The sequence below is a fragment of the Streptomyces sp. CA-288835 genome, from assembly GCF_050936385.1.
Taxonomy (GTDB): Bacteria; Actinomycetota; Actinomycetes; order Streptomycetales; family Streptomycetaceae; genus Streptomyces.
This window is the reverse complement of the sequence record NZ_JBNJMW010000001.1, coordinates 2,905,636-2,926,513: the sequence shown is the minus strand read 5'-3', so window position 1 is coordinate 2,926,513 and position 20,878 is coordinate 2,905,636. Positions and strand designations below refer to the sequence as shown.

The window sequence follows — 20,878 nt, the reverse complement described above, 5'->3', positions numbered from 1 at the left end:
CTGTGTCCAGTGACCGTTGTTGCTAGCGCTCGTTTCTGTACATGTGACGGGAGTTGAGCGCGATCCGCGCTGCTGGCAAGTCCACCGGCTTGACCTTGGAATACCTGCTGGCGACCTTGCTGACGTGCTGCCTGGACGGGCAGGGGGCCTTGCCTCGTGGGCGGGCGGGTCGGGGATCAGGGACGGGCAGAGGTTCCTCATTGGCCCGGAGGGGCGACCTGATCTGCGGGTCAACTCGTGCCTCGCGTCCGCGAAGTGGCGGAATCTCGATGAAGGTACGCAGAAGGACTACACCTACTCCGTGGGTGTGTGGCTGAACTTCCTGGTCCAGCTGGGGATCAACTGGTGGGAGGCCGCGGAAGAGGACGCACAGGAGTTCCTGTTCTGGCGCGTGACCGATCCCGAGAACGAGCAGTCGGTACAGACGAACTCGTTCGCGCGGGACCTCGCCGCGCTGAAGAAGTTCTACAAGTGGATGCACGGCGAGTACGGCATCTTCAACCCGTTCGAGGACTTTGATGCCCCGCGCATCATCCGCCGGGAGAACGTCAAGTGGCTGGACCCTGGGGGCTACACCCGGTGGTGTGACCTGGGACTGCGTGGCCTGGATCTGTCCGGGCGCCCCGACCCCTGGTGGAGGGGCCGCAACGAACAACGGGACGTCGCGTTCGCCGACGGGCTCTACGGCAACGGGCTGCGGGTCTCGGAATGGGCGAGCGTGATGCTGCCGGAGCTGCCTGCCTATAGCCAGCGCCGCGGCTACTACACCTGCGACCTCGCGGATGCCTGCGCCAAAGGCGGCTACGGGCACCAGTACTGGACGCCCCGCTCGGCGATGAAGGGCGTGCTCTCCTACGTCGAGGGTGCCCGCGCCGCGGCAGTTCGGCGAGCCCAGGCGGCTGGCCGTTACGAGCGCATCGCGGATCGCCGCCTGGTGCTGGAGACGCACGGCACCGAGTCGGTGACCTTGGAAGGCGTTCGTGGGGGCACGGAGACGAAACGCTGGAACGACATCGGCCCAAGGACGCGCCTGCGGCTGTTCCGCCGTGGTGAGTACGGGCTGGAGCCGGTGGCGCTCTGGCTGAACGAGGACGGCCTGCCGAGGCAGGGACGGGGCTGGGAGCACACCTTCGACGCCGCGAACCGTCGGATCTGCGATCTGGGTCTGGAGTCCTTCTCCTGCACTGCCCACATGCTTCGTCACTCGTTCGCGCTCAAGTGGTACTCGATCGGCAAGCTCGTGCACGCGGCCCGGCTCGGGCACCTGAACGAGGACGAACTGCGGGACTTTCGTGACCAGTTCGGTGATGTCTGGCACTTGGTGCAGACGATGCTCGGGCACGCGGTGGTCGAGACGACCAAGGAGATCTACCTGGAGCCGTTCAGGAACCTCGACGTCGAGCTGCTGCTGGCCCATGCGGAGGGCTTCCCAGTCGAGGTGTTCATGGCGAACGTCTTCACCGGGCATCCCCGCGTCCGCACCGATCCGCTGGCGGTGGCCAGGTGAGCGGCCGGGGCCGGTCGGCCTCGCTGCCCGCAGGCCGTTCCAGGACGCGCCATGGTCTGCTCACGGACGATGAGAAGACGATCGTCCGGTGCTTCAGTGAGGACGGCGAGGGGTTCCACGACTACGACGTCTCTGTGTTGCGGGTGGAGTCGCCGCTGCGGGAGGCGCTGGTGGCGGCGTTCGTCAAGCGCACGGCACCCGGCGCCGGTCTGACCTCGTTGGACTCGATGCACAGGGTTTACAAGGTCCTGAAGCTCTTCGACAGCCATCTGGCCACCTCGCCCTGGCCGCCCCGGGAGATCTCGCATCTGACGCCCGAGCACATCGACGGATTCTGCGTGTCCCGCGAGCATCTGGGCAGCGGGCTGCGAGGCGACATGCACGATCTCAAGCACCTGCTGATCCATGCGGAAGGCATCACCGACGCAGTGGCTGGCCGCCTGGCCGAACCGCTTCCGAAACGCCCGCCGAGCCCTCCGCGGGAGAGCTACAGCCGGGCCGAGTTCAAACGGATCGCGGACGCGGCACGCGGCGACCTGCGGGCCGCGGCACGACGGATCCGGGACAACCGGGATCTCCTGCAGCGATTCCGGCAGGGTGACGTCGAGGCCGGTGACGATCGGCGGATGGCTCGGCATCTTGAGCTGCTGGACTGGGTGGACCGGTTCGGTGACGTCCCGCGCGTCCGCCAGGCGAAGGGGGTGAACGCCGGAAAGGAATGGCCACGTTCCTGGGTCACTGATCATGGCTCGGTCGCGGACATCGTTACCCGGCTTCACCTTAGCCCTGCTGAACTGGCCGCCGGGGTCGTCCTGTTCGGAGTGCTGACCGGCGAGAACCCCGAGGTCATCCTGAAGGCGCCAGCAGCCCATCACCGGGCGGACGGCTACACCGGCAAGACCAGCACGACGATCGTTGACCTCAAAAAGCCCCGCCGGGGACGTCGCGCCTACATGAGCCTGGCCTTGACGGAGATCCCGGACTGGATCACTGTCCCGGACAATCCCGATGAGCTCTCGGCCCGGGACGAACTACACACCCCCTTCGGCCTCTACATGCTGTTGCACGAGCTGACAGCCCGCTCAAGAGCGTTGGCCGGCGGCAACCGTCTCTTCACCGGCTACTTCGCAGCAGGCGGCAGGGGGGTGGGACGGGGATTCCGGCCCATCAGCCGAGCTGGCGAGCTGGTCAACGAACGGGCCTTGGTCTGGGGGCTGATGGCCGACGAGCCGGATGAGGAAGACCGACCGGTGCCCTTGCAGTTGCAGCTTGGCCTGGTGCGGTTGACGCACATCGAACTGCACCAGCGACCGGTCGCCCACACTGAGACGACCGCGGTGAGGCAGTACATGGCCCGCAACCGCGGCAACGTCACCGAATACAGCAAGGTCGTCGCCAAGGTGCTGTCCGAAGAAGAAGCCAAGGCACGGGCTCGCGGCTCGATGGCGGTGATGTCCGCGAAGGACGTCGAGCGGGCCCGCACTGATCCGGAAGCGGTCGCCGCGGAACAAGGCCTCGACCCTGTCGTCCTGAAGCGGATGCTCGCCGGCGAACTCGACACGGTCATGTCCGCCTGCACTGACAACAAGAACGGCCCGCATGCACCACCGGGAACGGCCTGCCCGGCCTCGTTCATGCTCTGCCTCGACTGCGAGTGCGCACGGGCGCTGCCACGGCACTTGCCCGTTCAGGTCCTGGTCCACGACAGGCTCGCCGAGCGCCGGGACCAGATGGACAAACTGCAGTGGGCCCGGCGGTTTGCCGCCCCCTTCGCCCAGCTGGCCGATCTGCTTGAGGAAGCCGACGCCGCTGCGGTCGAGGACGCCCGCCGCGATGCCACCGACGACGACCGGGCCCTCGTCGAACGATTCTTGAACCGGGAGCTCGACCTGCGATGACATTCCCCGCTCTGACACTGGACTGGGGAGAAGTCCCGGACGGCACCCCGGTCCCCACCCCGCAGACGCTGGTCCTGCAGAACAGGGACCTGCGGCCCGGCACCGACATGTCCAAACTCTCCCGGTTCTGCGACGACCGCTGGGATCTCAACCCGGCGATCTTCGAAGATCACATGCAGTCCATGACCGTGAACTTCTCCTTGCTTCCCTCCGGCTTGAGGCTCGCCGCGAAGTTCTACGTCTGGCAATTGCTGAACAACACCGACGTCAGAGCCATCCGGCGAGCGGGCTCCAAACGCATGGCGCCCAGAACCATCGCGAACTCGTTCATCAACGGTTTGAGGTTCATCCTGGAATGGTTGGCCAAGCGCGGAATTACCGAATTCTGCCAGGTCACAAACGCTGTCCTGGACGACTACCTCATCGCGCTCGTCGACGACGAGGTGCCCTTGGACCGCTGCTACCGGCGCCTCGTCGAGATCCGCAGGCTCTGGGCCCACCGGCACATCCTGCCGCCCCAGATGCGACTTGAAGATTCCCCGCCCTGGGGCGGCGCAGACACGCAAGATCTCCTTGAACGCACCCATAGGCCCCGGGCCAACCGCACCCCCCGAATCGGCGAGCCCACCATGCAGATGCTGCTGATCTGGGCCCTCCGGTTCACCGAGGATTTCGCCGAGGACATCCTGGCCGCCCACGCCGAGTATCTCGACCTTCACGACCGCACCCCTCAAGGTCGACGCGCGAGCGGGAAACCGAGAGCCCACCGGCACCAAGCCGGGGAGTTGAAGCCGCAGGTCATCGCCTATATCGAAAAGCTGAAACGGGGCGGAGAAGGCTTACCCGGGCACCTCGACGACGACGGTCAACTCGAAATCTCCTGGGCACACCTGGCCGCCATCTTGAACTGCTCTCAGTCGCTCCGGAACAGCTCCAGCGGGCTTCTGATCCGTGACTCAGGGCTGCCGGTCGTTGAAGGTACTTACCTGGATGCTCCGATCACCGGCCAATGGAACGGGCAGCCCTGGCGGGAGAAACGGATCACCTACCGGGAGGCCCCCCAGCTGGCTCGGCTGCTGAGCACCGCCTGCTTCGTCATCATCGCCTACCTGTCCGGCGCAAGGGCGGGGGAAGTCCTCAACCTCCGACGCGGCTGCGTCGAGCGTGACGGCACCGTCGGCCTTTGGCTGATGCACGGCCTCTACTTCAAGGGCGCTGAGGACCAGGACGGCAACAAGCTCCCCACAGGAGAGGCCCGGGCCGACCCCTGGATCATCATCGAAGTCGTTGCCGACGCGATCGACATCCTGGAACGGCTCCACCCGCACCAACTACTGTTCCCCACCAGGATCGAGGCCTTCCACAGGCGCCGGAAGAGCGGAAAGAGACTGGGCGAAGCCCGGAGCGACCAGAGGATCGCCGAGGACCTGGCCGCGTTCGTCCACTGGGTCAACACCGAATGCGACCGGCACGGCCGCACCGACCTCATTCCTGATGACGGGCGAGGACGCCTCGCGGCCAGCCGCTTCCGCCGCACCCTCGCCTGGTTCATCCGGCGTCGCCCCCGCGGCCTGATCGCCGCTTCGATTCAGTACGGCCATGCCTACACTCAAATGCTCCAGGGGTATGCAGGCGACTACGACTCGGGCTTCCCCGATGAGTACGCCTTCGAGGAATGGCTCTACCGCCTTGAGTGTCTCGCCGAGGACGAGCAGGCACTCGTCGCAGGCGAGCACGTCAGCGGCCCCGCCGCCGACGCCTACCGACACCGGGTGAGCGAAGGCAGCCGTGTCTTTGCCGGCCGTGTGCTCAAGTCCGACCGCCAGGCCCGCGACCTTCTCGGCAACCGGCTCCTGCAGATCCACCACGGACGCGGAATGACCTGCGTCCTGACCCCCGACAAAGCCGCCTGCCAGCTTCGCGGCACGATCGACGACCCACTGGTCACCCCGGACACTGACGACTGCCGGCCCAACTGCCTCAACCTCGCCCGGACCGATCGCGACATTGAATGCGTCGAGCAGAAGGTGGCCGAGCTCACCGAGATCGTCTCGGACCCTCTCGCCCCACCCATCCGCCACGAACGCGAGCGGCACGAGCTGGCTCGTCAGCAGGCGATCCTCGACGCCCACAAGGAAAGCGCGGCGGAATGAGCAGATTCCCCTTCGACCAGGAGACGGACCCGACCCGGCAAGCGATCCTCGCTGCCATGAACCGTCTGTTCGCTGGCACCCCGCACCGATCCAGCGGACGTCTCAACATCTCTCAACTCGCAGTCGAGGCTGATGTCAAACGTTGGTACCTCACCCACCAGCACACCGACCTCAAGGAGCTCTTCCAGGCCGAGGTCGCCAAGGACGCAGCTGCCCGCGCGACGCACGCTCGAGCCATCGATGAGTTCGAGGAGCTGAAGGAAAAGCACAAGGGTCTTCAGGCCCATTGTCGGTTCCTCGAAGGCAGGCTCAAGATCTACTCGGCAGCCTTGAACCTGCTCTCGATGGAGCATGCCGCAGCAACCGGACGAGACGCAGACGCCGCCAAGGTCCGCACACTGCCTCGTCGCCGCCAGCACACACCATGAGCCCTTTCAAGATCGTTCCGGGTGGCTCTTTGCTGATTTTATGAGCAACACTTCTGTTGCCTGCGATTCGTTCGGCTCAGGTCTCTGAACTGGTGAGATGAGCTCAGTCCAGAGAAGGAGGAGGGGCGGACTACTGGCGGGATTACGTACGGAGTCGACGGTGCGGCACATCGCGGTGCGCTCGGAGCCGGCGGAGCCACCGTCGCCGTGCTCGCCTGCGGGGTCGACCAACCGTACCCGCGCGGACACACCCAGTTGATCACCAGGATCGCGGAACAGGGCCTGGTCATCGGAGAGTTGCCACCCGGTGATCACCCAACGCCGAGCAGATTCATCCTCCGCAACAGGGTCATCGCGGCGCTGACCCGCGGCACGGTGGTTGTCGAGGCCGCCTACCGCAGCGGCGCACTCGTGACCGCGCGCGCCGCACAGCGCTTGGGGCGCTACACCATAGGAGTGCCGGGCCCCGCCACCAGCGGGCTCTCGGCCGGTGTGCACGAACTGCTGCGCGGGGACGCGGTGCTCGTCACCGACGCCGCCGAGATCACTGAGCTGGTGGGCGACATGGGTGACCTGGCGCCGGACCGGCGCGGGCCGGTGCTCCCGCGGGACCTCCTGGACCCGGACGCCCGCCGAGTGCTTGCCGCGCTGCCCGCCCGGAGGATCGCGACGGCCGAGGAGATCGCCAGGGGCGCTGGGACGACGCAGGACGACGCGGTCGGGAAGCTGTACGAACTCCGGTCACTTGGCTACGTCGAACGACACGGCGACAGCTGGAAGTTGACACGCGAGGCGATGATCCCCGTCCACCCGGATCGGGGGCGATGCTGACCCAGCGTGTTCCCCCGTCCGGGCGACACCCCGATGTCCCTGGCAGTTCCCGCAGTTGGCGCCTCGCGACGGTCACGTACGGCGACGGACGTGACCCTGTGGGGCGCCCAGCGGAACGTATCTGCGCATGGTGGATCCCCCGCTCTTCGCTCACTGCAACTCTCCAGTCACGCTACGCTCACGGGGATTCCGACTCCGACAAGCAACCGAAACAAGTAACCCAGCCAAGCAACCCAGGCAATCGAGCCAGCCAAGTAGCCCAGCCAAACACCTCGACCTCGGACCGACAGCTCACTCAGGCACCCCCTGTTCACGGCAGAACGGCACAAGACGACGAATGCCCCAGCACACCTCCGGGTCTGACCGGGCGGCTGTTCCCCCCGCTGCCCGCGGCGACGTGCGGCCGCCCGCGCCCTCGACGCTCGACGAGTTGTGGAGGTCGTACAAGGCGACGGGCGACGAGCGGTTGCGCGAGCAGCTGATCCTGCACTACTCGCCGCTGGTCAAGTACGTCGCGGGCCGGGTGAGCGTGGGGCTGCCGCCCAATGTGGAGCAGGCGGACTTCGTCTCGTCCGGGGTGTTCGGGCTGATCGACGCGATCGAGAAGTTCGACATCGAGCGGGAGATCAAGTTCGAGACGTACGCGATCACCCGGATCCGGGGCGCGATGATCGACGAACTGCGGGCCCTGGACTGGATTCCGCGATCCGTGCGGCAGAAGGCGCGCAACGTCGAGCGGGCATACGCGACGCTGGAGGCCCGGCTGCGGCGCAGTCCCTCGGAGGGCGAGGTGGCCGACGAGTTGGGCATCGGGGTGGATGAACTCCACGCCGTCTTCAGCCAGTTGTCGCTGGCGAACGTGGTCGCCCTGGAGGAGCTGCTGCACGCCGGAGGCGAGAGCGGCGACCGGCTGAGCCTGATGGACACGCTCGAGGACACCGCGGCCGACAACCCCGTGGAGGTCGCCGAGGACCGCGAGCTGCGGCGCTTTCTCGCACGGGCCATCAACACGCTGCCCGAGCGCGAGAAGACCGTGGTCACGCTGTACTACTACGAGGGCCTCACACTCGCCGAGATCGGTAACGTACTCGGGGTGACGGAGAGCCGGGTCAGCCAGATCCACACGAAGTCGGTGCTCCAGCTGCGGGCGAAGCTGGCGAGCTTCGGACGCTGACTGCTGGTGACGGTGGTCGACAGCTGCCAGCTTCCGCCGACTTGGCCGGCTCGGGCCCTCTGCCCCTCTCCGCTCCCTTGGGTCGAGGCGTCGTCTCGATCGGGGTCCTCTCGGTCGGGACGTCGTCCCGGTCCGGGAATCCTCACGGTTGGGACGACGTGTCGGTCAAGGATCGGCTCGGTTGGGGCGTCCTCGGACCGTCCGGGCCGAGAGGTCCTGATCAGACCCCGTCATGCGGAGCCACTCCCGTCGAGGGTGGTCCATCCGTAAAGTGGAGGCGTGCCAAGGATTCGAGCGGCCTCCGTGGCCGAGCACCGGTCGATGCAGCGAGCCGCCCTGTTGGACGCGGCCCGATCACTGCTGTCGCAGGGTGGGACTGAGGCGCTGACGTTCCCCGCGCTCGCCGAGCGCACGGGACTCGCGCGGTCCTCCGTCTATGAGTACTTCCGGTCGCGGGCGGCCGTGGTCGAAGAACTCTGCGCGGTCGACTTCCCGGTATGGGCGGCCGAGGTCGAGGCTGCGATGTCGCAGGCCCAGACGCCCGAGGGCAAGGTCGAGGCGTATGTCCGCCAACAGCTCGCCCTGGTCGGCGACCGCCGGCACCGGGCTGTCGTCGCCATCTCCGCGAGCGAACTCGACGCGGGCGCACGAGAAAAGATCCGCGCCGCGCACGGCGGCCTCGTCGCCATGATCGTGGAAGCGCTCGGGGACATGGGCCACGACCAGCCCCGTATGGCCGCCATGCTCCTGCAGGGCATCGTGGACGCGGCGGTACGGCGCATCGAGCTGGGCGCGGCCGAGGACCCGGACGCCATCACTGAAGCCGCTGTGAAGATGGCGTTGCGGGGGGTACGGGGCTGAGGGAAGGGCCTTCTCGGCTGGTTGGAGGCTGAGTTCGCTCTTCCGGGCTTCCCGCCCTCCCCCTCCGCCCCTGCGGCAAAAAAGTCAACTGGGCGCGACATCCGGCCACGCCAGTCTGGACGCGACGCCCAGCCACGTCAGTACTGCACCCCCTACGTCGGTGGCCCCTCCGGTACGCCGATGACCGGGAGCAGGCGTGAAGGGCCCCGGCGGAGTAGCCCTGGGGGCAGCAAGGAAAGCGGGTCCAGGTAGGTGTCGGCTCGGAGTAGGCCCCAGTGCAGGCAGGATGCCTGGCAGTGGGAGCCCGTGGGTTCTACGACGCCGACGATGTCGCCTGGCGCCACCTCGTCTCCCTTCTTCGCTGTCGCGCGTACCGGTTCGTATGTGGTGCGCAGAGGAGGGTCGCCGGTGCTGTCGAGTTCGATCGAGAGGACTCCGCGGCCCGCGACCCTGCCCGCGAAGGAGATACGGCCTGGGGCGATGGCGCGGACGGCAGTGCCCGGTGGCGCCGCGAGGTCCACGCCACGGTGGCCTCGGCCGTACTCAGTCGTCGGCGGGTCCCAACCGCGGGTCACCGGCGGGCGTACCCCAACAGGCCAGGCTCGGCCGACAGCCGGAACCGGGGCATCGGCTCCCGGCGGTGCCGGGCCGTTCGCGACACCGGGAGCCGGTGCACCGGCAGCGGGTAAGGCGATGCCGAGGGCGGCCATCGTCAGGCCCAAGAGCAAGGCCAGCCATGTACGAAGGCATCGTTGACGTCGTCGGTCTCGTCGGAATCGTTCTGCTCGCATGCGAGAACGGTCCCGCGATCTGCGGGAAAAAGTGGATCATGGCCAGGATCTGTGGAGTACCGGGCGGTTGTGGACATCGGCGTCACCCGGTGCCTCGCGTGTCCCGTACACTTCTGGTGGCGATCCGGGTCACCGGGTCGACTTCGCACGCCCCGACATCGGGCCCCAAAAGCCGGTGTCAGCGCCCCTCGGTCCCTAGTGGCAGGCGCATCGCGGGCGTCAGGCGCGGGTGCCGTCCGGCACGCGCGGCACAACCGAGAACACCAAGGAGTACGGCCATGGCCGTCGTCACGATGCGGGAGCTGCTGGAAAGCGGCGTCCACTTCGGTCACCAGACCCGCCGTTGGAACCCGAAGATGAAGCGATTCATCTTCACGGAGCGCAACGGCATTTACATCATCGACCTGCTCCAGTCGCTGTCGTACATCGACCGCGCCTACGAGTTCGTCAAGGAGACCGTCGCCCACGGCGGCACGGTCATGTTCGTCGGCACGAAGAAGCAGGCGCAGGAGGCCATCGCCGAGCAGGCCACCCGCGTCGGCATGCCTTACGTCAACCAGCGCTGGCTGGGCGGCATGCTCACCAACTTCTCGACCGTCTACAAGCGCCTGCAGCGCCTGAAGGAGCTCGAGCAGATCGACTTCGAGGACGTGGCCGCCTCCGGCCTCACCAAGAAGGAGCTGCTGGTCCTCTCCCGCGAGAAGGCCAAGCTGGAGAAGACCCTCGGCGGTATCCGCGAGATGCAGAAGGTGCCCAGCGCCGTCTGGATCGTGGACACCAAGAAGGAGCACATCGCGGTCGGCGAGGCCCGGAAGCTCAACATTCCGGTCGTCGCCATCCTCGACACCAACTGCGACCCCGACGAGGTCGACTACAAGATCCCGGGCAACGACGATGCGATCCGCTCCGTCACCCTGCTCACCCGTGTGATCGCCGACGCCGTCGCCGAGGGCCTCATCGCCCGTTCCGGTGCCGCCGCCGAGGCCAAGGGTGAGAAGGCCGCGGGCGAGCCGCTCGCCGAGTGGGAGCGCGACCTCCTCGAGGGTGGCGAGAAGAAGGCCGAGGAGGCCACCGCCACCACCGAGGCGCCGGCCCCCGCTGCTGCCGAGGCCCCCGCCGCTGCTGAGGCCCCCGCCGAGGCTGCTGCCGAAGCCCCCGCCGAGGCTGCCGCTGAGGCCCCCGCCGCCGAGGCCGAGAAGCCGGCCGAGGCCGAGCAGGCCTGACCCCGGCGTCGTAGGCCTCGACCTCCGCGTCGCGGGCCTGACTCCAGCGTCACGGATCAAGTGACGGCGGGCGGCGCCAGCGCGCCGCCCGCCGTTCACCCGTAGACCGTAGATCTTCGGTGGACGCCCGCCCGATCAGCGGCGGACGCCGACTTCGAGACTTCGAACTCCGAGAAGAGATTCACTGATCATGGCGAACTACACCGCCGCCGACGTCAAGAAGCTCCGCGAGCTCACCGGCGCCGGCATGATGGACTGCAAGAAGGCGCTCGACGAGGCCGACGGCAACGTCGACAAGGCCGTCGAGGCCCTGCGCATCAAGGGCCAGAAGGGCGTCGCCAAGCGCGAGGGCCGCTCCGCCGAGAACGGCGCCGTCGTCTCCCTGATCGCCGACGACAACACCTCCGGTGTCCTCGTCGAGCTGAAGTGCGAGACGGACTTCGTCGCCAAGGGCGAGAAGTTCCAGGCCGCCGCGAACGCGCTCGCTGCGCACGTCGCCGCCACCTCCCCGGCCGACCTCGAGGCGCTCCTCGCCTCCGAGATCGAGCCCGGCAAGACGGTTCAGGCGTACGTCGACGAGGCCAACGCCAACCTGGGCGAGAAGATCGTCCTGGACCGCTTCGCCCAGTTCTCCGGCGCGTACGTCTCCGCGTACATGCACCGCACCATGCCCGACCTGCCCCCGCAGATCGGTGTCCTCGTCGAGCTGGACAAGCCGGACGCCGAGACCGCCAAGGGCATCGCGCAGCACATCGCCGCCTTCGCGCCCAAGTACCTCTCCCGTGAGGACGTTCCGGCCGAGGTCGTCGAGAGCGAGCGCCGGGTCGCCGAGGAGACCACGCGTGCCGAGGGCAAGCCCGAGGCCGCGCTGCCGAAGATCGTCGAGGGTCGCGTCAACGCCTTCTTCAAGGACGCCACGCTCCTCGGCCAGCCGTACGCGCTCGACCAGAAGAAGTCCGTCCAGAAGGTCCTGGACGAGGCCGGTGTCACCCTGAAGCGCTTCGTGCGCATCAAGGTCGGCATCTGAGTCCGTACCGCGCTCCACGCGAGAGCCCGCTAGGGTCGACAGCAGTCGTCCTCGCACGTGGGCACGCGCGCGTGCGTGACGGACGACAGCAGATCTGACGAGGAGGCCATTGCCGCGCATGGGATGAGAACACCCCACCGGCAATGGCCTTCTTCGTATGTGCGACACGTAAAAGAGGCGAGATCTCCATGACCACCACCAAGGCCGACAAGGACGACAAGAGCGATCACGGCAAAGGCGCGGGGCGCTTTCTGCTGAAGCTTTCCGGTGAGGCGTTCGCCGGTGGCGGGGGACTGGGCGTCGACCCCGACGTGGTGCACAAAATCGCCCGAGAGGTGGCCGCCGTCGTCCGCGGTGGTGCCCAGATCGCCGTCGTCATCGGCGGCGGCAACTTCTTCCGCGGCGCCGAGCTGCAGCAGCGCGGCATGGACCGGGCCCGCTCCGACTACATGGGCATGCTCGGTACGGTCATGAACTGCCTTGCCCTTCAGGACTTCCTGGAGAAGGAGGGCATCGACTCGCGCGTGCAGACCGCCATCACCATGGGGCAGGTCGCGGAGCCGTACATCCCGCTGCGTGCCGTACGCCACCTGGAGAAGGGCCGCGTGGTCATCTTCGGCGCCGGTATGGGCATGCCGTACTTCTCCACCGACACCACCGCCGCCCAGCGCGCCCTGGAGATCGACGCCGAAGCCCTCCTGATGGGCAAGAACGGTGTGGACGGGGTCTACGACTCCGATCCGAAGACCAACTCCGAGGCCGTCAAGTTCGACTCGCTCAGCTATGGCGAGGTCATCACGCGGGACCTGAAGGTCGCCGACATGACGGCCATCACGCTCTGCCGTGACAACAAGCTGCCCATCCTGGTCTTCGAGCTTCTGGCGGAGGGCAATATCGCGCGCGCCGTCAAGGGTGAGAAGATCGGCACTCTCGTGGGTGATCAGGGCAGCCGGGCCTGACAGGCGCAGTCCCTGCCAGGAGGACGGACCCTGACCGGGGGATGGACAATGTCCTGCCGGTCGGGAACCGTGCAGTAATAAGACGCGACGCAGCCGGCTGCCGACCCCGACCAGGAACAGCTGCCGGGCCTACTCAAGACACGCAGGAGCAAGTGGTGATCGAAGAGACCCTCCTCGAGGCCGAGGAGAAGATGGAGAAGGCCGTCGTGGTCGCCAAGGAGGACTTCGCCGCGATCCGCACCGGTCGTGCGCACCCGGCGATGTTCAACAAGATCGTGGCCGACTACTACGGCGCACTGACGCCGATCAACCAGCTCGCCTCGTTCTCGGTGCCGGAACCGCGTATGGCCGTGGTGACCCCGTTCGACAAGAGCGCGCTGCGCAACATCGAGCAGGCGATCCGCGACTCCGACCTGGGCGTCAACCCGAGCAACGACGGCAATATCATTCGGGTGGTGTTCCCCGAGCTGACCGAGGAGCGCCGCAGGGACTACATCAAGGTCGCCAAGACCAAGGGCGAGGACGCCAAGGTCTCGATCCGGTCCGTCCGCCGCAAGGCCAAGGACGCCATCGACAAGATGATCAAGGATGGCGAGGTCGGCGAGGACGAGGGCCGCCGTGCGGAGAAGGAGCTCGACGATACCACCGCGAAGTACGTCGCCCAGGTGGACGAGCTGCTCAAGCACAAGGAATCAGAGCTGCTCGAGGTCTGATGAACGACTCTTCCTGGGGGGCGCCGCCACAAGCCGGGTACTGGGGGCCGTCCGACCAGGGGCCCGCCCAGGGGGCTGCCCCGGCGGGTCCCGCGTACGACACGCACAACGCCCAGCAGACTCGCCCCATGCCCATCGTGCCCGACGTACCCGCGCATGGCGGAGACCAGGATGACGACCGGGGGGCCGCCGTGTCGGGTGGCCCCCTGTTCCGCGACGAGACGCCGTCGACGCCGCCGCACCGGGCCCCGTCGCATCACCAGCCCCAGCCCCAGCCCCAGCACCAACCGCATCCTCAGCCTCAGTCGCAGGAGCCCATGTCCAGCGCCTCAGAGCCGGCGTCCGCACCGCAGAAGAAGAACGCGGGCCGCGACCTGGGTGCTGCCATAGGGGTCGGCGTCGCGCTCGGTGCGGTGATCGTCGTATCGCTGTTCGTCGTCAAGGCCGTCTTCGTCGGCGTCATAGCGGTCGCCGTCGTGGTCGGCCTGTGGGAGCTGACCTCGCGGCTCCAGGAGCGCAAGAGCATCAAGGCGCCTCTCGTGCCGCTCGCGCTCGGCGGTGCGGCGATGGTCGTCGCCGGATACGTACGGGGCGCAGAGGGCGCCTGGGTGGCGATGGCGCTCACCGCACTCGCCGTCCTCGTCTGGCGCATGACGGAACCTCCCGACGGCTACCTCAAGGACGTCACGGCGGGGGTTTTCGCGGCCTTCTACATCCCGTTCCTGGCCACGTTCGTGGCGATGATGCTCACCGCTGACGACGGTGCAAAGCGGGTCCTCACGTTCCTGGCGCTGGCCGTGGTGAGTGACACGGGCGCGTACGCCGTCGGCTGGCGCTTCGGCAAGCACAAGCTCGCCCCGCGCATCAGTCCCGGCAAGACCCGCGAGGGCCTGCTCGGCGCGGTCGGCTTCGCCATGGCGGCGGGCGCACTGTTCATGCAGTTCCTGATCGAGGACGGCACCTGGTGGCAGGGCCTGCTCATGGGCCTCGCGGTCGCGGTCACCGCCACTCTGGGCGACCTCGGCGAGTCAATGATCAAGCGGGACCTCGGCATCAAGGACATGGGGACGCTGCTGCCGGGGCACGGCGGCATCATGGACCGGCTGGATTCGCTGCTGCCTACGGCGCCGGTGGTGTGGCTGCTGATGGTGATCTTCGTCGGTTCTGGGTGACCCTTGTGTATCGCTGCTGACCTGCACATTCATGCGTGAGGGGCTCGTTGTCCACAGGTGGCGAGCCCCTCTTCGTATGTCTGCGACACTTGTATGGCCATGCCTAAGCCCGGAGAACTCACTTTCGTCGCCCCCCGCGCAGCCCAGAAGCCGCCGCGGCACCTTGCCGATCTTTCGCCCGCCGAGCGCAAGGAAGCCGTTGCCGCGATCGGTGAGAAGCCGTTTCGTGCCAAGCAACTCTCGCAGCACTACTTCGCGCGGTACGCGCACGATCCGGAGCAGTGGACCGACATCCCCGCCGGATCGCGCGCCAAGCTTCAAGAGGCGCTGCTTCCCGAGCTGATGACGGTCGTACGGCATCTGTCGACCGACCAGGACACCACCCGCAAGACCCTGTGGCGGCTCTTCGACGGGACGCTCGTCGAATCCGTGCTGATGCGCTACCCGGACCGGGTCACCATGTGCATCAGCTCGCAAGCCGGCTGCGGCATGAACTGCCCCTTCTGCGCCACCGGACAGGCCGGGCTGGACCGGAACCTGTCGACCGCCGAGATCGTGCACCAGATCGTGGATGGGATGCGGGCCCTGCGGGACGGGGAGATTCCCGGGGGGCCGGCCCGGCTCTCCAACATCGTCTTCATGGGCATGGGCGAGCCCCTCGCCAACTACAAGCGCGTCGTCGGCGCGATACGGGCGCTCACCGACCCCGAGCCGGACGGGCTCGGGCTCTCGCAGCGCGGCATCACCGTGTCGACCGTCGGACTGGTCCCGGCCATCCACCGGCTCGCCGACGAGGGCTTCAAGTGCCGGCTCGCCATCTCGCTGCACGCGCCGGACGACGAGCTGCGCGACACCCTCGTACCCGTCAACACACGGTGGAAGGTGCGGGAAGTCCTCGACGCCGGATGGGAGTACGCGGCCAGGTCCGGGCGCCGGCTGTCCATCGAGTACGCGCTGATCCGGGACATCAACGACCAGGCGTGGCGCGGCGACCGGCTCGGCCGGCTGCTCAAGGGCAAGCCGGTGCACGTCAACCTGATCCCGCTGAACCCGACGCCCGGCTCCAAGTGGACCGCCTCCCGGCCGGAGGACGAGAAGGCGTTCAGCGAGGCGATTGCCGCGCACGGAGTGCCGGTCACCGTCCGGGACACCCGTGGCCAGGAGATCGACGGGGCATGCGGACAGCTCGCCGCGACCGAACGGTAGCCAGGAGCCGTGGAGCTGTCGCGAAATGGCTGGCTGTACTCTTGCCCCGTACGTACACCTACATATTCCGACAGGGGAGCGCCACAGCGCTGAGAGTGCGGTAGCAGACCGCAGACCCTCTGAACCTTGCCCAGGTCATTCTGGGTAGGAAGTTCGGTCATTACTCAAGCTGTTGCGCCCTGCCCGGGAACTCAGAGGTTCCCGGGCAGGGCCGCGTCTCTTCCTGGTAACCCAGGAGGGATCCAGTGAGCACCACCAAGAAGTTCGTGGCCATGGCCGTCGGGCTCGGTCTGGTCACGCTGTCCGCTTGCACGTCGTCCGACTCCGGGGACGGGGAAGGGGCCTCGGAGTCCAAGACCGTCACCCTCGTCAGCCATGACTCATGGGCGGCGTCCAAGAGCGTGATCAGCGACTTCGAGAAGCAGTCCGGCTACCAGGTGAAGGTCCTCAAGGACGGGGACGCAGGCCAGGCCCTCAACAAGGCGATCCTCACCAAGGACAACCCGCAGGGCGATGTCCTCTACGGCGTCGACAACACCCTGCTGTCCCGGGCGTTCGACAACGACCTGTTCCAGTCGTACGAGGCCAAGGACTCCGACCTGCTGCCCCTGGAGTACCGGATCGACCAGCAGAAGAAGCGGGTCACGCCCGTCGACTTCGGCGACATCTGCGTCAACTACGACAAGGCCTACTTCGAAGAGAACAACCTGACCCCGCCGGAGTCCTTCGACGACCTCGTCAAGCCCGAGTACAAGAACCTCCTCGTCACCGAGAACGCCTCCACCTCCTCGCCCGGCCTCGGTTTCCTGCTGGGTACGGCCGCAAAATACGGCGACGACGGCTGGCAGGACTATTGGACGAAGCTCAAGGCCAACGGCGTGAAGGTCGTCGACGGCTGGGAGCAGGCCTACAACGACGAGTTCTCCGGGTCCGCCGCCGGCAAGAAGGCGAAGGGGGACCGCCCGCTCGTCGTCTCCTACGCCTCCTCTCCGCCCGCCGAGGTCGTCTTCGCCGACCCCAAGCCGGACACCGCACCGACCGGCGTCGCCTACGGCACCTGCTTCCGGCAGATCGAGTACGCGGGACTGCTCAGCAACGCCAAGAACGCCAAGGGCGGCAAGGCCCTCATCGACTTCCTCATCTCGAAGAAGTTCCAGGCCGACGTGCCGCTCAACATGTTCGTGTACCCGATGCGCGAGGACGCGCAGATCCCCGAGGAGTTCACGAAGTTCGGCGCCCCGGCGGAGGACTACGAGATCATCGCGCCCGAGGACATCGCCAAGAACCGTGACCAGTGGGTCAAGTCGTGGACGTCGCTCGTACTGAAGTAAGGGCCGGACGCCCCAGGACACCGGCTCCCGGGAAGAGCGCGGCGCGGCTCGGGCTCATGGCCCTGCCCGTCGCGTTCTTCGCGGTCTTCTTCGCCTACCCCGTCGCGGCGATCGTGGCCCGTGGCCTGAAGGTCGACGGGGCCTGGCAGTTGGGGCGGCTCGGCGAGGTGCTCGCGCAGCCGGACATCCGGCACGTCCTGTGGTTCACGACCTGGCAGGCGCTCGTCTCGACCGCGCTCACGCTGCTGATCGCGCTCCCCGGCGCATACGTCTTCGCGCGCTTCGATTTCAGGGGCAAGCAGCTGCTGCGGGCCGTCATCACCGTCCCGTTCGTGCTGCCGACGGTCGTCGTCGGGACCGCCTTCCTGGCGCTGGTCGGACGCGGCGGACTCCTCGACGAGCTGTGGGGCGTACGGCTCGACACCACCGTCTGGGCCATCCTGCTCGCGCACGTCTTCTTCAACTACGCCGTCGTCGTACGCACCGTCGGCGGCCTGTGGTCGCAACTCGACCCGCGTCAAGAGGAGGCCGCGCGGGTCCTCGGCGCCTCACGGTTCGCGGCCTGGCGCAAGGTCACGCTCCCCGCGCTCGGCCCGGCCGTGGCCGCCGCTGCGCTCATGGTCTTCCTCTTCACCTTCACCTCCTTCGGCGTGGTGCAGATCCTGGGCGGGCCCACCTTCGCCACGCTCGAAGTCGAGATCTACCGGCAGACCTCGGAGATCTTCGACCTCTCCACCGCTGCCGTGCTCACCATGATCCAGTTCGTGGCCGTGGGGGCGATACTCGCGGTCCACGCATGGACCGTACGACGCCGGGAGACGGCCCTGCGCCTGGTCGACGCCTCCGTGACCGCGCGACGGCCGCGCGGCGCCGGCCAGTGGACGCTGCTCGCCTCCGTCCTCGGCACCGCCGCGCTACTGCTCGTGCTGCCACTGGCCGTGCTGGTCCAACGCTCGCTGGACGCTCCCGGATTCGCGTACTACAAGGCTCTGACCAGCGGCGAGAGCGACGTCTTCCTCGTCCCGCCCATCGAGGCTGTCGGCAATTCACTCCAGTACGCCCTCGCCGCCACCGCCCTCGCCCTGCTGATCGGCGGTCTCGCGGCAGCCGCCCTCACCCGACGGGACGCCGGGCGTCTCGTACGGGGCTTCGACGCGCTGCTCATGCTCCCGCTCGGCGTGTCCGCGGTGACCGTCGGCTTCGGTTTCCTGATCGCGCTCGACGAGCCGCCGCTGGACCTGAGAAGCAGCTGGATCCTGGTGCCGCTGGCCCAGGCGCTGGTCGGTGTCCCCTTCGTCGTACGGACCATGCTGCCCGTCCTCCGCGCCGTGGACGTACGGCTGCGCGAGGCGGCGGCCGTGCTCGGCGCCTCGCCATGGCGGGTGTGGCGTGAGGTCGATCTGCCGATGGTGCGGCGCGCCCTGCTGATCGCGGCAGGGTTCGCCTTCGCCGTGTCGCTCGGCGAGTTCGGCGCGACCGTGTTCATCGCGCGGCCCGACAACCCGACGCTGCCGGTCGCCGTGGCCCGGCTCCTCGGGCGCGCGGGCGAGCTCAACTACGGCCAGGCGATGGCCCTTTCGACGATCTTGATGGTGGTGTGCGCGGTGGCGCTGCTCCTGCTCGAACGCGTCCGCACCGACCGGACGGGGGAGTTCTGACGATGGCCGAGCGCGATGCGATCCACAAGGGGGACGCGATCCCCCTACGAAACGCGGGGCTCACGCAGGAATCGATGCTTACGCTCGATGAGGCGACCGTACGGTTCGGTCGGCGTACCGCCCTCGATGCCGTCGGCCTCGGCGTCGCCGAGCACGAGATCGTGTGCGTGCTCGGGCCCAGCGGCAGCGGTAAGTCGACGCTGCTACGGGTGGTCGCGGGGCTGCAACACCTCGACTCCGGGCGGGTGTTCCTGGACGGCCGCGACCTCGGCGGTGTCCTCGCGCACAAGCGGGGCGTCGGCCTGATGTTCCAGGACCACCAGCTGTTCCCGCAGCGCGACGTGGGCGGCAACGTGGCCTTCGGCCTGCGGATGCACGGGGCGTCGAAGAGACAACAAGACCTACGGGTACGGGAGTTGCTGGAGCTCGTCGGCCTGCCGGGAGCCGCGTCCAGGGCCATCGCCTCCCTCTCCGGAGGCGAGCAGCAGCGCGTCGCCCTCGCCCGGGCCCTCGCCCCGCGCCCCCGCCTGCTCATGCTCGACGAACCGCTCGGCCAGCTCGACCGCTCTCTGCGCGAACGGCTCGTCGTCGAACTCCGGGAACTCTTCGCCGAATTGGGCACCACCGTGCTCGCCGTCACCCACGACCAGGGCGAGGCGTTCGCGCTCGCCGACCGGGTCGTGGTGATGCGCGACGGGCGGATCGCCCAGTCCGGTACGCCACTTGAGGTGTGGCAGCGGCCGGCGGACGAGTTCGTGGCCCGCTTCCTCGGCTTCGAGAACGTGACCGGCGACGCGAGCGTCAGCGGGGAGGCCGCGGACACGCCGTGGGGCAAGGTCCCGGTGCCCGCCGGTGCCCCGCAGGGCGAGGTCACGCTGCTGATCAGGCCCGCGGGCGTACGGCTCGTACCGCCGGCGGAGGGGTTGCGCTGCACGGTCGCGGCGCGCACGTTCCGCGGCACGCATGTCTCCGTACATCTGCAGCCGGAGGACGCGCCGCGCCTGGAGGCGGCGTGCGCGCTGCGGGATGCGCCGGAGCCCGGGGACCAGGTCGGGGTGGCCTTCGACGCGGCGGAAATTGTCGTGCTGGACCAGGATCAGGCCACCTAGGGTGCGGGCATGACGCTACTCGGAGTCGATCTCGGACATGACCGCTACTGCGACGAAATCGTCGCGCAGACCGCGCTGTTGAGGGAGCACCTGAAGGGCGCCGATCTCGCAGCGACGGTCCCGACGTGTCCGGACTGGACGCTGCGGGAACTCGCCGTGCACGTGGGCGGCGCGCACCGCTGGGTCGAGCACATCGTGCGTACGGGGGCGACCGAGGAGGTCCAGGAATCGCAGGTGCCCGACTTCGCGGGGCCCGAGCACGACGATCCCGCCGCCCTCGACGCCTGGCTGGCCGAGGGCGCCGAGAAGACCGCCGAGACCCTGCGCACCGCCGGGCCCGACGCCGCCGCCTGGACCTGGTCCTGGGAGCGGACGGCCGGTTTCTGGGCGCGGCGCATGACGCTGGAGACGGTGATCCACCGCGCGGACGCGGCGATCGCGGCGGGTGCGCCCTACGAGCTCGCACCCGAGCTGGCCGCCGACGCGATCGACGAGTGGCTGCAGATCGTCCGGTACGCGCAGCAGGTGATGCCGCAACACGCGGCAAGCGAACTGCGCGGCTCACGCCGCAGCATCCACCTCCACGCAACCGACACCCCGGCCGAGTTGAACGCCGAGTGGTTCATCCAGCTCACGGAGGACGGCGTGACCTGGCGCCGCGACCACGAGAAAGCGACAGTTGCGCTACGCGGGCCACTCACCGACGTACTCCTCGCCTTCTACCGCCGACTCCCGCTGGACGGCGGGAAGTTGGAGGTCCTGGGCGAACCGGGGCTACTGGGGTTCTGGCTGGAGCGAGCCACGTTCGAGTGACGGGTCCGGCCCGCCCTACCCCCT

General features: G+C 68.0%; 17 protein-coding genes and 1 pseudogene. 17 read left to right on the top strand and 1 reads right to left on the bottom strand.

The window, feature by feature from the left end:
• Positions 1–43 precede the first annotated feature (43 nt).
• The 7 genes and pseudogenes from ACQEVY_RS13095 (at position 44) to ACQEVY_RS13065 (ending at position 8,852) form a co-directional block, all read left to right on the top strand.
• Positions 44–1,507: a site-specific integrase gene (locus ACQEVY_RS13095; RefSeq protein WP_432948011.1), complete on the top strand. Its 1,464-nt coding sequence runs from the start codon at positions 44–46 to the stop codon at positions 1,505–1,507.
• Positions 1,504–3,405 (top strand): hypothetical protein, encoded by a 1,902-nt coding sequence (locus ACQEVY_RS13090; protein ID WP_432948009.1) that lies wholly within the window; start codon positions 1,504–1,506, stop codon positions 3,403–3,405. Before ACQEVY_RS13095 ends, ACQEVY_RS13090 begins: the two co-directional genes overlap by 4 nt.
• Before the next feature lie 215 nt (positions 3,406–3,620).
• Complete coding sequence (locus ACQEVY_RS13085) at positions 3,621–5,558, top strand: hypothetical protein (RefSeq protein ID WP_432948007.1); 1,938 nt, start codon at positions 3,621–3,623, stop codon at positions 5,556–5,558.
• Between the two features lie 56 nt (positions 5,559–5,614).
• Positions 5,615–5,986: a hypothetical protein gene (locus tag ACQEVY_RS13080; RefSeq protein WP_432948005.1), complete on the top strand. Its 372-nt coding sequence runs from the start codon at positions 5,615–5,617 to the stop codon at positions 5,984–5,986.
• A 138-nt stretch (positions 5,987–6,124) separates the two neighbouring features.
• Positions 6,125–6,817: pseudogene (locus ACQEVY_RS13075) on the top strand (DNA-processing protein DprA); the annotation flags it as partial.
• 337 nt (positions 6,818–7,154) lie between these two features.
• Entirely contained in the window at positions 7,155–7,991 is an 837-nt protein-coding gene (gene whiG / locus ACQEVY_RS13070) for an RNA polymerase sigma factor WhiG (protein ID WP_432948003.1), read from the top strand.
• 303 nt (positions 7,992–8,294) lie between these two features.
• Positions 8,295–8,852 (top strand): TetR/AcrR family transcriptional regulator, encoded by a 558-nt coding sequence (locus ACQEVY_RS13065; protein ID WP_328774061.1) that lies wholly within the window; start codon positions 8,295–8,297, stop codon positions 8,850–8,852.
• A 152-nt stretch (positions 8,853–9,004) separates the two neighbouring features.
• Here the strand turns inward: ACQEVY_RS13065 and ACQEVY_RS13060 are convergent, their stop codons facing one another.
• On the bottom strand, positions 9,005–9,562 hold the full coding sequence (locus ACQEVY_RS13060; protein ID WP_432955195.1) for a M23 family metallopeptidase: 558 nt from the start codon (positions 9,560–9,562) through the stop codon (positions 9,005–9,007).
• A gap of 359 nt (positions 9,563–9,921) precedes the next feature.
• On the opposite strand from ACQEVY_RS13060, the gene rpsB reads away from it, so the two are divergent.
• The 10 genes from rpsB (at position 9,922) to ACQEVY_RS13010 (ending at position 20,854) form a co-directional block, all read left to right on the top strand.
• A complete protein-coding gene (gene rpsB, locus ACQEVY_RS13055) occupies positions 9,922–10,866 on the top strand; it encodes a 30S ribosomal protein S2 (protein ID WP_344396987.1) in 945 nt (314 codons plus the stop codon).
• 190 nt (positions 10,867–11,056) lie between these two features.
• Positions 11,057–11,893, top strand: coding sequence for a translation elongation factor Ts (tsf, locus tag ACQEVY_RS13050; RefSeq protein ID WP_328768352.1), 837 nt, complete (start codon positions 11,057–11,059; stop codon positions 11,891–11,893).
• Between the two features lie 188 nt (positions 11,894–12,081).
• Positions 12,082–12,852 (top strand): UMP kinase, encoded by a 771-nt coding sequence (gene pyrH, locus ACQEVY_RS13045; protein ID WP_328768351.1) that lies wholly within the window; start codon positions 12,082–12,084, stop codon positions 12,850–12,852.
• 155 nt (positions 12,853–13,007) lie between these two features.
• Positions 13,008–13,565: a ribosome recycling factor gene (gene frr / locus ACQEVY_RS13040; protein ID WP_033321128.1), complete on the top strand. Its 558-nt coding sequence runs from the start codon at positions 13,008–13,010 to the stop codon at positions 13,563–13,565.
• Entirely contained in the window at positions 13,565–14,737 is a 1,173-nt protein-coding gene (locus tag ACQEVY_RS13035) for a phosphatidate cytidylyltransferase (protein WP_432947999.1), read from the top strand. Before frr ends, ACQEVY_RS13035 begins: the two co-directional genes overlap by 1 nt.
• A 99-nt stretch (positions 14,738–14,836) precedes the next feature.
• Positions 14,837–15,943, top strand: coding sequence for a 23S rRNA (adenine(2503)-C(2))-methyltransferase RlmN (gene rlmN / locus ACQEVY_RS13030; protein WP_432947997.1), 1,107 nt, complete (start codon positions 14,837–14,839; stop codon positions 15,941–15,943).
• Positions 15,944–16,188: 245 nt separating this feature from the next.
• The gene (locus ACQEVY_RS13025) at positions 16,189–17,274 is read left to right on the top strand and encodes a thiamine ABC transporter substrate-binding protein (RefSeq protein ID WP_432947995.1); all 1,086 of its coding nucleotides are present in this window, start codon (positions 16,189–16,191) and stop codon (positions 17,272–17,274) included.
• Positions 17,250–18,932: an ABC transporter permease gene (locus ACQEVY_RS13020; protein ID WP_432947993.1), complete on the top strand. Its 1,683-nt coding sequence runs from the start codon at positions 17,250–17,252 to the stop codon at positions 18,930–18,932. The genes ACQEVY_RS13025 and ACQEVY_RS13020 overlap by 25 nt, the downstream gene beginning before the upstream one ends.
• Positions 18,933–19,006: 74 nt before the next feature.
• Positions 19,007–20,041 (top strand): ABC transporter ATP-binding protein, encoded by a 1,035-nt coding sequence (locus ACQEVY_RS13015; RefSeq protein WP_432955193.1) that lies wholly within the window; start codon positions 19,007–19,009, stop codon positions 20,039–20,041.
• A 9-nt stretch (positions 20,042–20,050) separates the two neighbouring features.
• The gene (locus ACQEVY_RS13010; protein WP_432947991.1) at positions 20,051–20,854 is read left to right on the top strand and encodes a maleylpyruvate isomerase family mycothiol-dependent enzyme; all 804 of its coding nucleotides are present in this window, start codon (positions 20,051–20,053) and stop codon (positions 20,852–20,854) included.
• The last annotated feature ends 24 nt before the right edge of the window (positions 20,855–20,878 follow it).

Bases quoted from the DNA above. Each gene is read 5' to 3' on its own strand.
- ACQEVY_RS13080 (WP_432948005.1), top strand. From the start codon at position 5,615: ATGAACCGTCTGTTCGCTGGCACCCCGCACCGATCCAGCGGACGTCTC.
- whiG (WP_432948003.1), top strand. From the start codon at position 7,155: ATGCCCCAGCACACCTCCGGGTCTGACCGGGCGGCTGTTCCCCCCGCT.
- ACQEVY_RS13060 (WP_432955195.1), bottom strand. From the start codon at position 9,562: ATGGCCGCCCTCGGCATCGCCTTACCCGCTGCCGGTGCACCGGCTCCC.
- rpsB (WP_344396987.1), top strand. From the start codon at position 9,922: ATGGCCGTCGTCACGATGCGGGAGCTGCTGGAAAGCGGCGTCCACTTC.
- tsf (WP_328768352.1), top strand. From the start codon at position 11,057: ATGGCGAACTACACCGCCGCCGACGTCAAGAAGCTCCGCGAGCTCACC.
- pyrH (WP_328768351.1), top strand. From the start codon at position 12,082: ATGACCACCACCAAGGCCGACAAGGACGACAAGAGCGATCACGGCAAA.
- ACQEVY_RS13035 (WP_432947999.1), top strand. From the start codon at position 13,565: ATGAACGACTCTTCCTGGGGGGCGCCGCCACAAGCCGGGTACTGGGGG.
- rlmN (WP_432947997.1), top strand. From the start codon at position 14,837: ATGCCTAAGCCCGGAGAACTCACTTTCGTCGCCCCCCGCGCAGCCCAG.
- ACQEVY_RS13015 (WP_432955193.1), top strand. From the start codon at position 19,007: ATGCTTACGCTCGATGAGGCGACCGTACGGTTCGGTCGGCGTACCGCC.
- ACQEVY_RS13010 (WP_432947991.1), top strand. From the start codon at position 20,051: ATGACGCTACTCGGAGTCGATCTCGGACATGACCGCTACTGCGACGAA.